General features: G+C 40.2%; 12 protein-coding genes. 8 read left to right on the forward strand and 4 right to left on the reverse strand.

The features are described from left to right. The 4 genes from AWW68_RS18150 to AWW68_RS18165 all read left to right on the forward strand — a co-directional run bounded on the left by AWW68_RS18150 (position 1) and on the right by AWW68_RS18165 (position 4,577). On the forward strand, positions 1–1,329 hold the full coding sequence (locus AWW68_RS18150) for a hypothetical protein (protein ID WP_068224618.1): 1,329 nt from the start codon (positions 1–3) through the stop codon (positions 1,327–1,329). A gap of 287 nt (positions 1,330–1,616) precedes the next feature. Next, positions 1,617–2,087, forward strand: a complete 471-nt coding sequence (locus AWW68_RS18155; protein ID WP_068224621.1) for a heme-binding domain-containing protein — start codon at positions 1,617–1,619, stop codon at positions 2,085–2,087. Between the two features lie 370 nt (positions 2,088–2,457). After that, on the forward strand, positions 2,458–2,829 hold the full coding sequence (locus AWW68_RS18160) for a BlaI/MecI/CopY family transcriptional regulator (RefSeq protein ID WP_068224625.1): 372 nt from the start codon (positions 2,458–2,460) through the stop codon (positions 2,827–2,829). Beyond that, positions 2,826–4,577, forward strand: coding sequence for a M56 family metallopeptidase (locus tag AWW68_RS18165; protein ID WP_068224628.1), 1,752 nt, complete (start codon positions 2,826–2,828; stop codon positions 4,575–4,577). The genes AWW68_RS18160 and AWW68_RS18165 overlap by 4 nt, the downstream gene beginning before the upstream one ends. A gap of 484 nt (positions 4,578–5,061) precedes the next feature. Here the strand turns inward: AWW68_RS18165 and AWW68_RS18170 are convergent, their stop codons facing one another. Genes AWW68_RS18170 through AWW68_RS18180 form a run of 3 tightly spaced genes read right to left on the reverse strand, consistent with a single transcriptional unit; the run spans position 5,062 to position 6,273 of the window. Then, complete coding sequence (locus tag AWW68_RS18170; protein ID WP_068224630.1) at positions 5,062–5,319, reverse strand: DUF6952 family protein; 258 nt, start codon at positions 5,317–5,319, stop codon at positions 5,062–5,064. Continuing rightward, positions 5,300–5,614, reverse strand: a complete 315-nt coding sequence (locus tag AWW68_RS18175) for a thioredoxin family protein (RefSeq protein WP_068224633.1) — start codon at positions 5,612–5,614, stop codon at positions 5,300–5,302. The genes AWW68_RS18170 and AWW68_RS18175 overlap by 20 nt, the downstream gene beginning before the upstream one ends. Positions 5,615–5,634: 20 nt before the next feature. After that, complete coding sequence (locus AWW68_RS18180; protein WP_068224636.1) at positions 5,635–6,273, reverse strand: peroxiredoxin; 639 nt, start codon at positions 6,271–6,273, stop codon at positions 5,635–5,637. A gap of 459 nt (positions 6,274–6,732) precedes the next feature. Here AWW68_RS18180 and AWW68_RS18185 point away from each other — a divergent pair, with 459 nt between their 5' ends. Genes AWW68_RS18185 through AWW68_RS18195 form a run of 3 tightly spaced genes read left to right on the forward strand, consistent with a single transcriptional unit; the run spans position 6,733 to position 9,659 of the window. After that, entirely contained in the window at positions 6,733–7,299 is a 567-nt protein-coding gene (locus AWW68_RS18185; protein WP_068224639.1) for a pentapeptide repeat-containing protein, read from the forward strand. 49 nt (positions 7,300–7,348) lie between these two features. Then, positions 7,349–8,251, forward strand: coding sequence for an FAD:protein FMN transferase (locus AWW68_RS18190; protein ID WP_068224642.1), 903 nt, complete (start codon positions 7,349–7,351; stop codon positions 8,249–8,251). A 58-nt stretch (positions 8,252–8,309) separates the two neighbouring features. Further along, positions 8,310–9,659: a Gfo/Idh/MocA family oxidoreductase gene (locus AWW68_RS18195; RefSeq protein ID WP_068224645.1), complete on the forward strand. Its 1,350-nt coding sequence runs from the start codon at positions 8,310–8,312 to the stop codon at positions 9,657–9,659. A 207-nt stretch (positions 9,660–9,866) separates the two neighbouring features. Here AWW68_RS18195 and AWW68_RS18200 read toward each other — a convergent pair whose 3' ends face one another. Continuing rightward, complete coding sequence (locus AWW68_RS18200) at positions 9,867–12,830, reverse strand: S9 family peptidase (RefSeq protein ID WP_068224648.1); 2,964 nt, start codon at positions 12,828–12,830, stop codon at positions 9,867–9,869. Between the two features lie 100 nt (positions 12,831–12,930). Between AWW68_RS18200 and AWW68_RS18205 the strand changes: the two genes are divergently transcribed. Further along, on the forward strand, positions 12,931–15,378 hold the full coding sequence (locus tag AWW68_RS18205; RefSeq protein WP_068224652.1) for a zinc-dependent metalloprotease: 2,448 nt from the start codon (positions 12,931–12,933) through the stop codon (positions 15,376–15,378). Positions 15,379–15,385 lie beyond the last annotated feature (7 nt).

The following is a 15,385-nucleotide window of genomic DNA, read 5'->3' on the forward strand; positions in this document are numbered from 1 at the left end:
ATGAAAAAAGCAACAATGAAAACCGGCCTATTAGCTATGGCTCTGATGTTCTCAGGCTCTATAGCACAGGCACAGCAAGCTACTTTAGCAGAGACAGTGGTTGTTGACGGTTGGGGCAGAGAAGAACAAGACCTCTCCAAACTTCCCAAAATGGAGAAAGACATTGTAATACTGCAGAACGTTCTAGGCGACCTCTTCGGTAATGGAGATAGTTATTTTTCTTCCAGCAGAAGCGCAAAAGGAATGTACATTCCTGGTGGTGGAGTAATCTTCAGCATGTCTAGTAGAAGTAGCTATGGAGCACTTCTGGTTGAATATGTCGATGTAGCCAGAGTCTCAAGCGGACAAAGTGGTGACGCAGAAGAGGAAGTGGATGTTGAAGAGTTCAACAAGAAGACAGAAGATGCCATTCGCGAAAAGTCTAAAGAATTTCTGACGAACTATGGCAGTCTGCTATCGGAGCTCAAGTCTGGCGAAAAGCTTATGCTGAATGTAGACTACTCAGTTCGTCAAGACAGAGATGGTCAAAGAAGTAGCGGTAATAGAATCACTTTTGTTTCTCGGTCTAATCAAAAGCGCATGCAGAGTAGCATTTCTTACAAAACCTTAAATGATTTCAGCACGGGTAAAATCAACCTTCAGCAAGCGATGAGTGCCGTAGAAACCAGCATAATTGAAGATGCTGAAAAGGATATGACAGACGCTAAAATCTTGGCTGGAATTCTAGACGACCTAATGCAATCTTCAATGGATGGTAAATTCAGAAGAAGATCTAAAACCAACTGGACGTACTTCGATGGTTTCGGGCTTATGCTCAATATCCAAATGTCTACCAGCATGAGAGGGACTGATGTTCTTGTATACAGCCAAGGTTCGAGAGTTATTTCAAGAGTAGATGAATCTGATAAAGAAAAAGAAAGAGCAGATTTGGCGAAAGAGCTAGAAGAAGCCTATCCTGAATTTGAAAACATGTTAAAGGAGAACATCATTCAATATGGCAGAACATTGAGAAGCTTAGGTGCGGGAGAAAGCGTAATTGTGAATGTGGACTTTGGCTCAATTATAAGAGACTCTAAAATGCCAAGAAGCATCAGAATGATTATACCTAAGAGCAGTATTGACGCTTATGCAAAAGGGCAAAAGTCTTTAGAACAAGTGAAGAAAGAAATAGACATTAAAAAGTTGCAAGGAAGCGTTGGCAGTAGTAGTACCTTCATCTATAATGGATCTAGCAACTTCTTTCCTGCAGTATACGAGACAGTTCCAGAGCCACCAGCCGCCCCTGTTATTAAGGGCACAAGCCGATCTAGGTCTAGATCGAATAGATAAGAAAGAACTGATAAAAATGAAGCTCGGTTGGTCACCGGGCTTCTTTTTTTAGGGTATTAGATTAATAGTATTCTGACACCCCGTGTATAGAGATAAGAAGCTCAGCTATTAAAGCTTAATACAACCTACGCCTGCCGTATTATAATCGTCACGGAAACCCATCAAATCTAAGGACGCTCTCCAAACGGAAAAGCTTTGAATATAAATCTGACCAACACTACCCTATGCAAGATGAATGAGGATTGCTGCAACTGAATAATTCATTATTTTTAGTCAACTTTTTAATTATGATAAAGGTCTTAAAATACATTCTCCTGCTACTCTTTATTGGCTTAGTAATTATTCAGTTTATTAACAAACCTGAAAGAATAAGCGAACCAGTTTCTGAAAACGACATGATTGAAAGTTTACAAGTAAATGCAGATGTTGCTGGACTTTTAAAAGCGGCATGTTACGACTGTCACAGCAACCAACCGCGCTATCCTTGGTACGCTTCAATAGCACCAGTGAGTTGGTCTATTGCCGAGCACATAGAGCATGGTCGTAGTGAGCTCAACTTTTCAGAATGGGCTACCTATTCTGCTAGAAAAAGAGACCACAAATTAGAAGAAATGGTAGAAGAAGTTGAGGTGGGTAACATGCCCATGCCTGGCTATGTTGCTCTACACAAAGATGCTAACCTAAGTGCAGATCAGTTTGAAATGCTCAAAGCTTGGGTTGAACAAGAGAGAACCAAAATAGCTCAAGAAAGCAACTAGCTGAAGTTAAGAAATGAGGATTAGTAAGGCAGAGAGCTCTTAGAGAGCTCTCTGCCTTACTTTTTTATATCTAATCAAAACCGCAGAGCATAATACCGTCCCAGAGGGACGAAACATCTGTAGTTCAGATAACTGGAAATATTTGACAGTGCCTTTAGGTACTGAATACGATATAATGCACCTAAAGGTACATAACTCACTACCTGTCAATAATTTACTACCTAAGTTTTGCCCCTCTGGGACAACCAATGGATAGTAAACATTGAACTGATTATTGCTGAAATCACATCTGCACCTCATTTTGATAACTAAATTCTTGGTTCACAACTTTATTATTCTACATTTGTAGAATAGAATTGACAAAAGTAGAATGAACCTACCCAAATCAGAAGAACAATTGATGCAATACCTCTGGGAAATGGAGAAGGCCTTTATGAAAGACCTAATCGAAAAATACCCAGAACCGAAACCTGCATCTACTACTATTGCCACACTCTTGAAACGTTTACTCGACAAGAAGGCTATTGGCTTTAAGAAATATGGCAGTGTAAGAGAATATTTTCCTCTTATCAGTAAAGAAGCATACTTCTCGAACCAAATGAATGGAGTCATAAAAAACTTCTTCAATGATTCTGTTTCTCAGTTTGCCTCCTTCTTCACATCGAAAGAAAACCTTACTGACGAACAACTAAAAGAGCTCCAAGATATTGTTCAGCAACAAATTAACGCACGAAAGAAATGATCGAATACCTCCAGAAATTCATGCTTGGAAGTCTTATGCTCTACAGCATTTACTACCTGCTTTTGAGAAACGAAAAAGCCTTTCGCTTCAATAGATTCTATTTGCTTTTGATTATTCCAATGTCCCTGACAATTCCATTAATAACGGTTCAAACAAGTTATGTGGAAGTTCCGATAGTCACACCTCAGACTTCTATAGAAACACCACAAGAAGAGGTTCTATTTTCAATCCCTATGCAATCTTACGCTACTGAAGAAGAACCTGTTATCTCCAAAGTAGATTGGAATCAAATATTACTCTACTCCTACTTTTCCATCTGCATAGTGCTATTGATCAGGTTTACGCTCAACCTCTACAGGTTGAATAACTTCAAAAAACAAGGTCATTTGATCCAAAAGCAGAACTATCAGCTCTGTTTGCGAGATGACTTGAAAAGCTCTTTCACCTTCCTTAATACTATTTACACCAATAAACCGAAGTACTTAGCCAACCTACTCCCTTCCACCATTTTAGAACATGAAAAGGCTCATGTACTTCAAAAGCACAGTTATGACATCATTCTGATGCAATTGCTAAACACCGCATTATGGTTTAATCCGGTCATCTATCTCATTAAGTACTCGATAAAACTCAATCATGAGTTTCTGGCCGATGAGGCTGTATATCAGACCTCTACTTCCCTACCCGATTATCAAAAGACATTAATAAATTATACCAAACTTAATTCAAACAACGAGCCATTGCTGGCCAGTAGGCTAACCTTTGGCGAAACCAAAAAACGGTTAAAAATGATGGTCAAAGCAACACACCAACCTACATTATGGGTGAAGCAAACTATTGGAATTGCATCCATTCTACTAGCAATATTTCTATTGGGAAAGCATGAAACTATTGCCAAAGAAATTTCAGAAGGTCCTGAAGCTTTGACAAACTTTGTTCATGAAGACTCGACTTTAATAGGAAAGAAAGTAATCCCTCTGGTTTCACTCTCGCCAGATACTAAGGTTCGTTACAAGAATGAAAATGGAAAGGTAATTGAGTCTGAATTCGGCAAACTTTCAAGGGAACAGAAAGTCTTATTCACTTCACCTGAATGCAAGGGTGAAGTTTGGACAAATTCATTTTTTGATTCGACCATTAAATGGAGAAGCTATATGGAATTATTGAATTGGGCCAAAAGAGCCAAGCAAAATAAAATCCCAAACTTTTTTGGAGGAGAAAATGGAATACAGTCTCCACAAGACACTTTGCCAAATAAGTCCAACTTCTTTGCTCCTAGCCCAAATCGGATGGTAAGGTTTATTTCTACAGAAGGAGATACCATTAAAAAACTATATAAGAACCTAAGCGATTCAGAACTCGAGCGGTTCAAACAAAACGAGGCTGAACCTGCATATCTCGCTCCACCTCCTCCAAGAGGAATTGTACCCGACAACTTTGCCGAACAATTCTCAGATGAAAGAGAATACGGTGTCTGGCTTGATGGAAAGAGGATTCGTAATTCAGAACTCAAAAAATACTCTGCAGATCAGATTCATCATTACTGGAAAAGTGTGCTTCATAGGAATGCCAAAAACTATGGGGTTCATACCTTCCAACTCAATATGTACACTAACAAATACTTTGAAGAACGCCTAAACAATGGCACATGGATCAACCTTTTGACTATTCCAAAAGGTGGAATAGAAGAGCTCAAAGAACAAAAGAAGAGTGGTAACAAATCAGGGAATCACCCATTTCCAGGTTAAGTATTCCATGACGACATAAAGACAAGATGGGTAGACGAAAATGGGCAAGTCGTTAAAGATTGGGAGAGAAAAGGAACAGAAGACTTCCAATTTTATGTACCTCCAGTCAAAGCCAGCTCTGTATCGGAAGAGACTCTTCAGGAATACATTTCCAGTCATAATTACTATTTATGGTTAAACAATGAGCCGGTTCTTGATAAAAGTGATTTAGAAATATCAGCAGACCGAATCCATCATACACAGGATATTTTCTCCAACTGATTGGAAAGTAAACACAACAACTCTCAAAGAGCTGCCAGCTTTTTTTGCTTAAGCTTAAATCAAGCCTTGAATGCTCAAAGAAACTGGTCTGACCAGTAATACCACAGACCTTCACACTGTAACATGATTAATAAATATTGAAATAGCAGCTACTGGCCTAAACAGTCATAAAACAAAAAAACCCCGACCAGTGGCCGGGGTTTTATATTTTAGTCAGGTAAACCTACTTATCGATTGAACCTACAACGCGTTTCATAAACTCGTTTAGGGCTTCTTTCTTAGGCTTACCGTCTTTGATGGACTTGCTAACTTCTACTGCTCCGTACAAATTGGATATTAACTCTCCTAGCACGTCCAACTCTTCGTCTTTGAGGTTTTCACATTCAGTCAGATTCTCAAGTGTTTCGATTGTTTCCAGCACAAAGTCCTGGTCGTTTTGCTCAATAAAATCTGTAATGTGCTTAATTAGCGGCAACCTCATCGACTAAAGCTTTTAGAGATTCGAACTTGTTAGTTTGCACTTGATTCACCAGCTCACCACCTTCATATGCAGCAAAAGTTGGCAAGTTGTCTACGTTTGCTAGTTTTCTAGACTCAGGGAATTTTTCAGCATCTACAATTACAAATGCTGCATCTTCTCTCTCGTTAGACAACTTTTTGAATTTCGGCTTCATGATTCGGCAGTTGCCGCACCACGATGCTGAAAATTGCACAAACACTTTTTTATTCTCGTTTAAAACCTCTTGAAGGTTATCTTGACTCAATTCAGTTACCATAATTACCTCCTCGTTTTTTCTTAGTTATTGCTTAAATAAGCTGAAACGCCTTGTCTGTTTGCAGACATTGCTTCTTTACCTTCTTCCCAGTTTGCAGGGCAAACCTCACCGTGCTGCTGAACGTGAGCATAAGCATCGATTAGTCTCAAGTACTCATTCACATTTCTACCTACAGGCATGTGGTTAATTCCTTCGTGGAATACAGTACCTTCCTCATCAATAAGGTAAGTAGCTCTGTAAGTCACGTTATCACCTTCAATCATATCAACACCAGTTTCTTCATCGTAAGAAACACCTGTGATATCAAGAATATCTAAGGCTCTTGAAAGGTTTCTGTTGCTATCTGCAAGTAGGCTGTAGCTTACTCCTTCAATTCCACCATCGTCTTTAGAAGTATTCAACCATGCAAAGTGAACCTCAGCAGTATCGCATGAAGCACCAATTACTACCGTGTTTCTTTTCTCGAATTCTGGAAGTGCTTCTTGGAAAGCGTGAAGCTCAGTAGGGCAAACAAAAGTGAAATCTTTTGGGTACCAGAAAAGCACTACTTTCTTCTTGTTTTTGATGGCCTCCTCAAGCACATTCAACTTGAAAGTATCACCCATTTCGTTCATGGCATCAACTGCAATGTTTGGAAATTTTCTACCAACGTAGCTCATAATGTTCCTTTAGTTTTTATAATGTAAAAATCAATTCTTAATGATGCTACGAAGGTAATTGACAGCCTTCAAAATGTTGGTCTACTTCCTATTAGTTTTAGGTATTACTTATAGATTCTATCTATATAAATCTGAACTTTATATCCACCTTCAACAACAACTTAACACAGAACACTCAATGTCAGACACTTAGACATTTCAACCTTTCCTAAAGGTTTTCGCTAAACAAGTCTTAAACGAAAAAGTCCGAAAACAGAAAACGATTGCCCTTTTTACATCCTCACATAATAAACCGTTTTCCAAAAACCAACGAGAGCACAATTATATTTTACTCAAATAACTTCACACAAAACATAACATAAGCTAAGACCAACCCAAACACAACAAATCACTAATTCTATAGATTCAATCAATATAATTACTGACTCCGACAACTTATCTTTACCTTCACTTTTCGACATGAAGATTACTGAAGACGAGATAATTAAGGGACAAGATTTAGACAAGTTCTTAAGACAAAGCATGCAGTTTGAGTACTGTACTTTTAAGAACTGCGATTTCACGCAGAAAAACCCATCTGGTATTACTTTTCTAGAGTGCACTTTTGTAGACTGTGACCTATCGGGGGTGGAACTGGTAGACACTGGGTTTAAGGAGGTAAAGTTCAAAAGCTGCAAACTCATGGGTTTGCGTTTCGATCAATGTAGTAAGTTTCTCCTTGCTATGAACTTTGAAGATTGCAAACTCGACTTTTCTAGCTTCTACCAGCTTAATCTACAAGGTGCCCAAGTGATAAACTGCTCCTGTTTGCAGTGTGACTTTGTAGAGGCAAAATTCTCCGAAGGAAGCTTTAAAAATACCGATCTCAGCGAAGCTACTTTCGATAGAACCCACTTGGAAAAAGTAGATTTTAGCGATTGCCAAAACCTCTTGCTCGACCCAGAGAAGAATTTCATTAGTGGTGCTATTATAGATAGAGACCAACTCCCTGGGCTTTTAGCAAAGTACAACCTCATAATCCGGTAAACTGGGCTACCTTTATTTTTCCATCAAACAGAATTACTTGATTTAAACCATGAACGACTCTCATCTTTTCGAGCATCAGGCAATGGCCACATATTTTAAACTGAACATTTATAATGAAGAAGCCAAATATGCCAAAAACGCAGCCCAACAAGCATTTGCTTTAATTGATGATTTAGAAGGCAAGCTTAGCCGGTTCAGACCAGACAGTGATATTTCTAGAGTAAACAAGCTTAAAAAAGATGAGCAACTGCCACTAGATTTTGAAACGTGGGAGGTGCTAAAACTGGCCATATCCTGCCATATTGAAAGCAATGGTGCATTTGATGTTGGCGTAGCTGAACACATGAAAATATTTAGAGCGGCCAAAGAAGGCATCCTAAATGAGTATGAAACCTTCAAGGCATTAGAAAAAGCTCAAAATTCTAAAGAAGAATCAAGCCTATTTGTAGACCCTGACCAACCTAGAGTTTACTGTGTCAACCCTGGTATGTTCTTCGATTTAGGTGGAATTGGCAAAGGCTATGCTTTAGATAAAATTGATGCTTTAATGAAGGACTTGGGTATTGAGACCTATACATTAAGTGCTGGCGACAGCACACTTCACATCAAAAATAACCTAGCCATCAAACCGCATTTCACATACCCTATTGCTGCCAAACAAGACCGAAAAATAGTAGAGCTAAGCAATATCAGTGTAAGTGCCAGCGGTACTTTCCACCAAGGAAATCACATTTTTGATCCGAGAACAGGAAAAAACGACTTCAAACCAGAATTTGACAGAGTTTGGGTGGCTGCCAAAACCTCTTCCTATTCCGATGCCTTTTCTACTGCTTGCTTTATACTCTCTTTGCCAGAAATAGAAGATATAGTGCAAACGAATGATCAAATTGAGTGGGTCACCTATGCAATCGATGGAAAGCTAACTACACTTAGGAAAAATCAGCTATCTTAAAGGCTGGATTTCAATTGTCCACTTTACTATTTTTTGAAACGCGAAAATTCAGATTGTTATGGAAAAAACTAACAGAAGAGACTTCCTAAAAAGGTCGTCCCTCTTCGGTACTGGTCTTTTACTGGCCAATCCCTTCAACATTACAGCTAACCCTTTAAAGGCTGCCGACAAAGTAAACATTGCTATTGTTGGTTGTGGTGGTAGAGGAAGCGGAATGATTTTTAGCAACATTCCAAAAATCCCTAGTGCCAACCTAGTGGCTGTTTGCGATATTATTGAAAGCAGAAGAGAGCGTGCTAAAGAGCGCTACAATGCTCAATACGATGCCAATGTAAAGGCTTATGAGGATTTCTATGAAATGATAGAAAAGGAAAACCTCGATGCAGTAGCTTTTGCTACTCCAGATTTCTGGCACATGCAACATACCGTAGATGCTCTAAACGCTGGCATCCATGTGTATTGCGAAAAAGCCATGTCTAACAACATTGAAGATGCTAAGAAAATGGCTTTAGCCATGAAGAAAACTGGCAACTTACTTCAAATAGGACGCCAAAGAAGGTCTAACGATAGGTATCGTTTTACTCACCAAGTTTTGCTTGAACAAGAAAAAGTTCTTGGCCGCTTAACACATGCTATGGGGCAGTGGAACCGTTCTGAAATTTGGACTCAGCAACCTAACAAGAACGATAATATCGACATTAAGCAGTTGAACAAGTACGGTTTCGACACTATAGACCAAGTGTACAACTGGAGAAACTACAAAAAGCTTGGTGGTGGAGTTGTTTCAGATTTGGGTTCTCACCAAATAGATATCTTCAACTGGTTCTTAGGTGCATATCCGCATACGGTTTATGCCACAGGTAACAACTCATATTTTGGCCTAGAGCAAGCCGATACCATGGCTACCATTTTGGAGTATGACACTCCTGGCGGACCTGCCATAGGTATATATGAGAACATTTCGAACTCTAGAGCCATAGGTGTTTATGAGCGATTTATTGGAGACGAAGGTTCTATGAACATTTCAGAAAGCACCGAAAACAAGATTTTCAGAGAAGCGAGTATTCCTGAAGAGAAATGGCAAAAGTTTGTTGACAAAGGCTACATAGCTAACCTTGCCGATATGAAAGAATACAAAGAGAAAGAGCTTGGTGATTCTGGAATTAAAGAAACCGCTCCGCAAATTAGCTACGACATTAAAGACATGAGCGGAATGAAGAAGGTGTACAACCTGCAAGCGCATACGGCTCACTTATACAACTTCGTAGAATCAGTTCGTGAGAAAGAAACGCTGAACTATGATGCCATTGAATCTTATAAATCTGAAGTATGTATTTATAAAATTCATGAGGCCATCAATGCCGGTGGTGGTAGAATCAAAATCGACCCGAAAGAGTACGATATATAATCACCATACTACTCCAACATACAAAAGGCCATCCAAGATATCTTGGATGGCCTTTTTGGTACATTATCTAAATAAAATCAGTCTTAGAAGCTAAAAACCTTGTGGAGCCTGTAAAACAAGAACCTCCCCTAGCTTAGAAAAACTAATGGGAGATTCCCTATCTAATCAGATATGGTAATTCTGTTTTAAGACTGGCATAAACACATATTAATTCCCTCTGCCAGAATTTTCTAGCTTCAAGCTCTCGCCTTCTTTGATTTTCTCTTCAGTTTGTTCATCAACCAGATCATAACGAAGTGTTCTGCCTTTAAGAGTAGCTGGCAAACCATAGGCCATCCACTCAGGCATTGGAGCCCCTTTCAAGTAGTGATCAAAGAATTGTCCCATTCTAACAGAGAGGTCTTTTCTGTTCTTTCTTTGACGCAAGTTGTGCGCTTCATCATTATAAACTACCATCCAAGAAGGCTTCTGTAGTCTTCTCAAAGCCATATAAAACTCAATTCCCTGATACCAAGGCACAGCACCATCAGCATCGTTGTGCATAATGAATAGAGGCGTTTTGATATTCGGCACACCAAACAATGGCGAGTTTTCAATGTATAGATCGAACTTGTCCCATAACGTTCCACCAATTCTAGACTGAGTTTTTTCATACTGGAACATACGGCTCATACCAGAACCCCAACGTACACCACCATAAGCTGAAGTCATGTTAGAAACTGGAGCACCTGCACCTGCTGCAGCATACATATCAGTTTGCGTAACAATATGCGCAACTTGGTATCCACCCCAGCTCTGACCTTGAATAGCCATTTTACTTTCGTCTACAAAACCTTTAGCTACCACGGCTTTAGTTGCAGGAACTACGTGGTCCATTGCAGACTTTCCTGGTCGGCCATCTTCATACTTAATGTCTGGCACAAGCACCAAATAATCATTACTTACAAAATAAGGAATGTTCACAGTACTGGCACTTGGTGCAGGGCTTGGGTGACTATGAAGAGAATTAGACCTTCTTTCATAGAAATAAGCAATTAGAGGGTATTTCTTTGTTGGGTCGAAGTTCTCAGGCTTGTAAAGAATAGCCTGCATAATCTCACCATCGTAACCAGACTCAAACTCTACTAACTCAGCAGTACCCCAGTTGTAAGGATCTTCCTGAGCGTCCATATCTGTTAACTTCTTAAGGCCATCCATCTCTACGCTATTAGCAGCATAAACCTCAGGATATTCCTCGTAAGTAGACATTCTCACTAATACACGATCAGCGTCTTTAGCCTTGTTTAGGCCATAAACACTCATGTCTTTCATTACAATTTCTGCAGGAGTCATTGGGTCGTCCATGCTTCCATAAGCATAACCTGAAGCTTTGGTCCACTCATTGAAAACGCTTAGAACTGCCTTTTCTCTGAAGTTGATGAAGTCCTCGTCTCTATCTAGTCTTTGATATCTATAAGTTAGCTTGTTAGCTCTGCCATTACCATTGGTTAAGTTCACAGCAGCTCTTTGACCTTCTGGTTCAAACTTCCAGATATCGTAACGATCGTTGATGTAAATAGCCTCGTCTGAAGGTGCCCATCCAGCAATTCCGTAGCTCCCAGCTAATGAAGGAGAATCGTGAAGTTCATTAGCAAAACTCACGTCCATACCAGCAGTTAGGTTGGTGATTTTGCCACTAGCCACATTCATTGTATAGTAGTCGCCATCTTGCTGATTGAACCAATAGATATATTCACCTCCAGGAGAAAGTGATGCAAAACCTATTGTGCCTTCTAAAAGCAATTCTACCTCACCTGTTCTAGCGTCTACTTTATAGTAATCTCTTGGCAATTGAGTATCCCAAGTGTATTGTGTTCTGAATCGCTTATCATCCATGGCAATGAAGAAGTCGCGATCATTTTCTGTATCAATGTAAACCGACTCAAGATCAGAACCTTCTAATTGTACCAACGAACGATTGGTAAGATCATATAGCACCTGATAAGTTCTATTTTTCTCTCTTGTAGCCTGCAACTTCTGCATTGGCTGAATGTATGGATCATTGTAAGACCAAACATCTACTTGAGGTCTTTCTTCTTTAAGAATGGTAGTGTCGCTCTCGTAAGCGTATTCCATTGGGTCAGGAGCAGTTCCGAAGAAAAGTCTCTTTCCACTTTCCGAAAATCTGAGGCTACTGTTATCACTTACTCTCCAACCTTCAGGAATTCCGGCAGTCATAGAATCTGCTAAAATATTGGCTGCCCCATTTCCAGACCAGTACATTACGCTCCAAACTTTGTCGTCTTCATCTTTCTCACTACTAGTAGCGAAAAATGCTAACTGATTTCCAGCCTCACTTACCGACATTTTTTTATAATCGGTCATTCCAGAGCTCAGCTCCATTGGAGTTCCAGTTGCAGTGTTCATTGCAAACAGACCAGCCGGATTTAAAGAGTCTACTTTGTCTAACTCATAGTATAGGTAATCTCCCTTCTTAGACATGGTATAATCCATAACACCAGTTACGCTAGTCATAGCGCCTGTAGACATATTATAAAGAACAAGCTCAGTACCCTTAGATTTAGCTCTAGGATCTTCTGGCTCGCTTGGCTCTTCTGCCGCAGCTTCAACCTCTTCTTCCTTCTTTTTCTTTCTTTTCTTTTTCTTAGAAGTCTCCTCTTCCTTTACCTCCTCCTTCTTAGGTTCAGGCTTTTTCTTCTCTGGAAGCGGCTTTTCGTGCAACCAAGCTATCCATTCATTAGACTCTTCTGGCAGTTGATAGTTCTTAACTCTAGCGAACTTTTGAACTTCTCCGTTGCCCAAATTCAAGACAAAAAGAGAGTCTTTTGGCATCTTGCTAGCCGCTGTTTTCTTCAGCTTCAATTCTCTTTCTTCCTCATAAGCAGGCTTAATTTCTCCTACTACGTACTGACTGTTATTTGAGAATGAATACCTAGACACACGGTCTATCATAATGGTCTCATTGGTGTTTAGGTTGCGGATTTCTAATTGAGCATCGCCCACCTGAGGGCTTATTCTCCATCCGGCCCATTGACCATTATTACTAATACTCACAGACTGAAGTCCTTTCCAGTCGTCATAAACATCGTGAGTTAGTGGCTTTTTCTGAGCCCAGCATACAGTCGCCAAAACTGTAAAAAACAAGATGAGCCTTACTTTTTGAGTTGACATATTCTAGTTGTTTAATATTGATACCCCACAAATATAATTGACTGGCTGTGTTGACAAAGACTTCTTATATTGATGGATTCAATCCAAATAATAAACTTCAATGAAACTTAGATTTTCACTAACCCTGGCCATGCTTTTTATTTTTGGTTTGGTACAGGCACAAAAGTCAATAGAAGACGTAACCTCTGGAGCTGAGAAGAAAGAGGGTTACTTCACTTATTACTGGGACGAAAAGTCCGGAAAAGTATGGTTAGAGATAGATAAATTCGACACCGAGTTTCTCTATGTAAATTCATTAACCGCAGGTGTAGGCTCTAACGATATAGGCCTAGACAGAGGGCAACTTGGCGGAACTCAAATAGTAGAGTTCAGAAGAGTTGGTCCAAAAATCCTGATGGTTCAGCCCAATTACAGATACCGCGCGGTTTCTGACAATATGGATGAAGTAAAGGCCGTGAAAGAAGCTTTTGCCGAATCGGTACTTCAAGGCTTTAAGGTAGAAGCAGAAACAGATGGAAGAGTTTTGGTTGACCTTACTTCCATGTTGCTTTCCGATGCTCATGGCGTAAGCAATACTTTGAGCAGATCTAGACAAGGTAATTTTAGAGTAGACGCAAGCCGATCGGCCATCTACCCTCCTATGCTGAAAAACTTTCCTAAAAATTCAGAATTTGAAGCTACAATTACCTTTACTGGTAGTGGAGCTGGTGGTTACCTGAGAAGCGTAACGCCTTCATCGGATGCCGTTACCGTAAGAATGCACCATTCTTTTATAGAATTGCCAGACAATGGATACGAAAGAAGAAAAGCTGATCCGAGATCTGGCTACGGAACTATAAGCTATTTAGACTACGCTACTCCTATTCAGGAAGACATTCAAAAAAGGTTTACCAGAAGACATCGCCTTGAAAAGAAAAACCCAAAAGCACGCGTAAGTGAGCCAGTAGAGCCAATTAGATACTATGTAGATAGAGGAGCCCCAGAGCCAATTAAATCAGCCCTTATTGAAGGTGCGAGATGGTGGAATCAGGCTTTTGAAGCTGCCGGCTATAGAAATGCGTTCCTAGTTGAGGAAATGCCAGAAGGAGCCGACCCGCTGGATATTCGTTATAACGTCATACAATGGGTTCACCGCTCTACTAGAGGTTGGTCTTACGGTTCTTCTGTTACCGACCCAAGAACTGGAGAAATCATTAAAGGTCACGTAAGCTTAGGATCATTAAGAGTAAGACAAGACTTCTTAATTGCCCAAGGTTTATTAACTCCGTATGAAAACGGCACTACGCCTGATCCAAGAATGTTAGAAATGGCACTAGCCAGACTAAGACAACTTTCTGCACACGAGGTTGGCCACACCATTGGTCTAATGCACAATTATATCTCTAGCACCAACGACCGTGCATCAGTTATGGACTATCCGCATCCGAAAATTGACCTGGTTAATGGCAAAATCTCACTAGCCGATGCGTATGATGTTGGTATAGGCGCTTGGGACAAAGCAGCCATTACTTGGGGTTATCAAGACTTCCCAGATAACGTTGACGAGGATAAGGCCTTAGACGAATTAATCGAAAAGCAATTTAAAGATGGCCTAGGCTTCATTACCGATTCAGATTCGAGACCAATTGGTAGCAGCCACCCTCAGTCACACTTATGGGACAATGGCAAAAGTGCTACTGAAGAATTGAACAGGTTGATGCAGGTAAGAAAGCTGGTAATGAACAACTTCTCAGAAAAGCAGATTCCGGTTGGAGCTCCAATGACTACTTTAGAAGAGGTTTTAGTTCCTATGTATATGCTTCACAGGTATCAGTTAGAAGGTGCTGCTAAAGTTATTGGTGGAACTTACTACAATTATAAACTAAGAGGTGATAGCCAGCCACTCCCTAGAACTGCTCCAAAGGCAGAGCAAGAAGCAGCTCTGAACGCGTTGTTGCACACCGTTCATCCGAGCAACTTGGCTTTTCCAGAGCATATTTTAAAAATGATCCCTCCGCGTGTTCCTGGTTTTGGACGTTCTCGTGAAACTTTTAAAGTGAGAACAGGAATTGACTTTGATGCTGTTGCACCAGGCGAAACCATTGCTGGTGCCGTAATGAGCTTTATATTCAATGGCCAAAGAGCTACTCGTTTGGTACAACAAAAAGCAATGGATTCTAACCAAATCGGCTTGACTGATGTAATCAATACAGCCATAGAAAACACTTTTGGTAAAACATATACGAATGATTATCACCGTCAGCTCAACTTTGCAACAGAAAACCAATTGGTTTATGCCTTAATGGATCTATTCAAAAACAGAGGAGCATCGGCACAAGCGAGGTCTGAGGCTTTACTTGGCTTAGAGAAAATTCAAACTAAAGTAAGTAGAGGTGGCACAAGTGGCGACTCTAGTACCGCTGCACACCATGCTTTCTTGCGTCTGACTATTGAGCAATTCATGGAAAATCCGCAAGAGCTACAATTGCAAGATGCGCTTACTCCACCAGACGGCTCTCCTATTGGAATGGGAATGATGCACTGGTGCACTTTGCATGACAACCATTAACAGATTA

The sequence above is a fragment of the Roseivirga spongicola genome (assembly GCF_001592965.1).
Taxonomy (GTDB): Bacteria; Bacteroidota; Bacteroidia; order Cytophagales; family Cyclobacteriaceae; genus Roseivirga; species Roseivirga spongicola.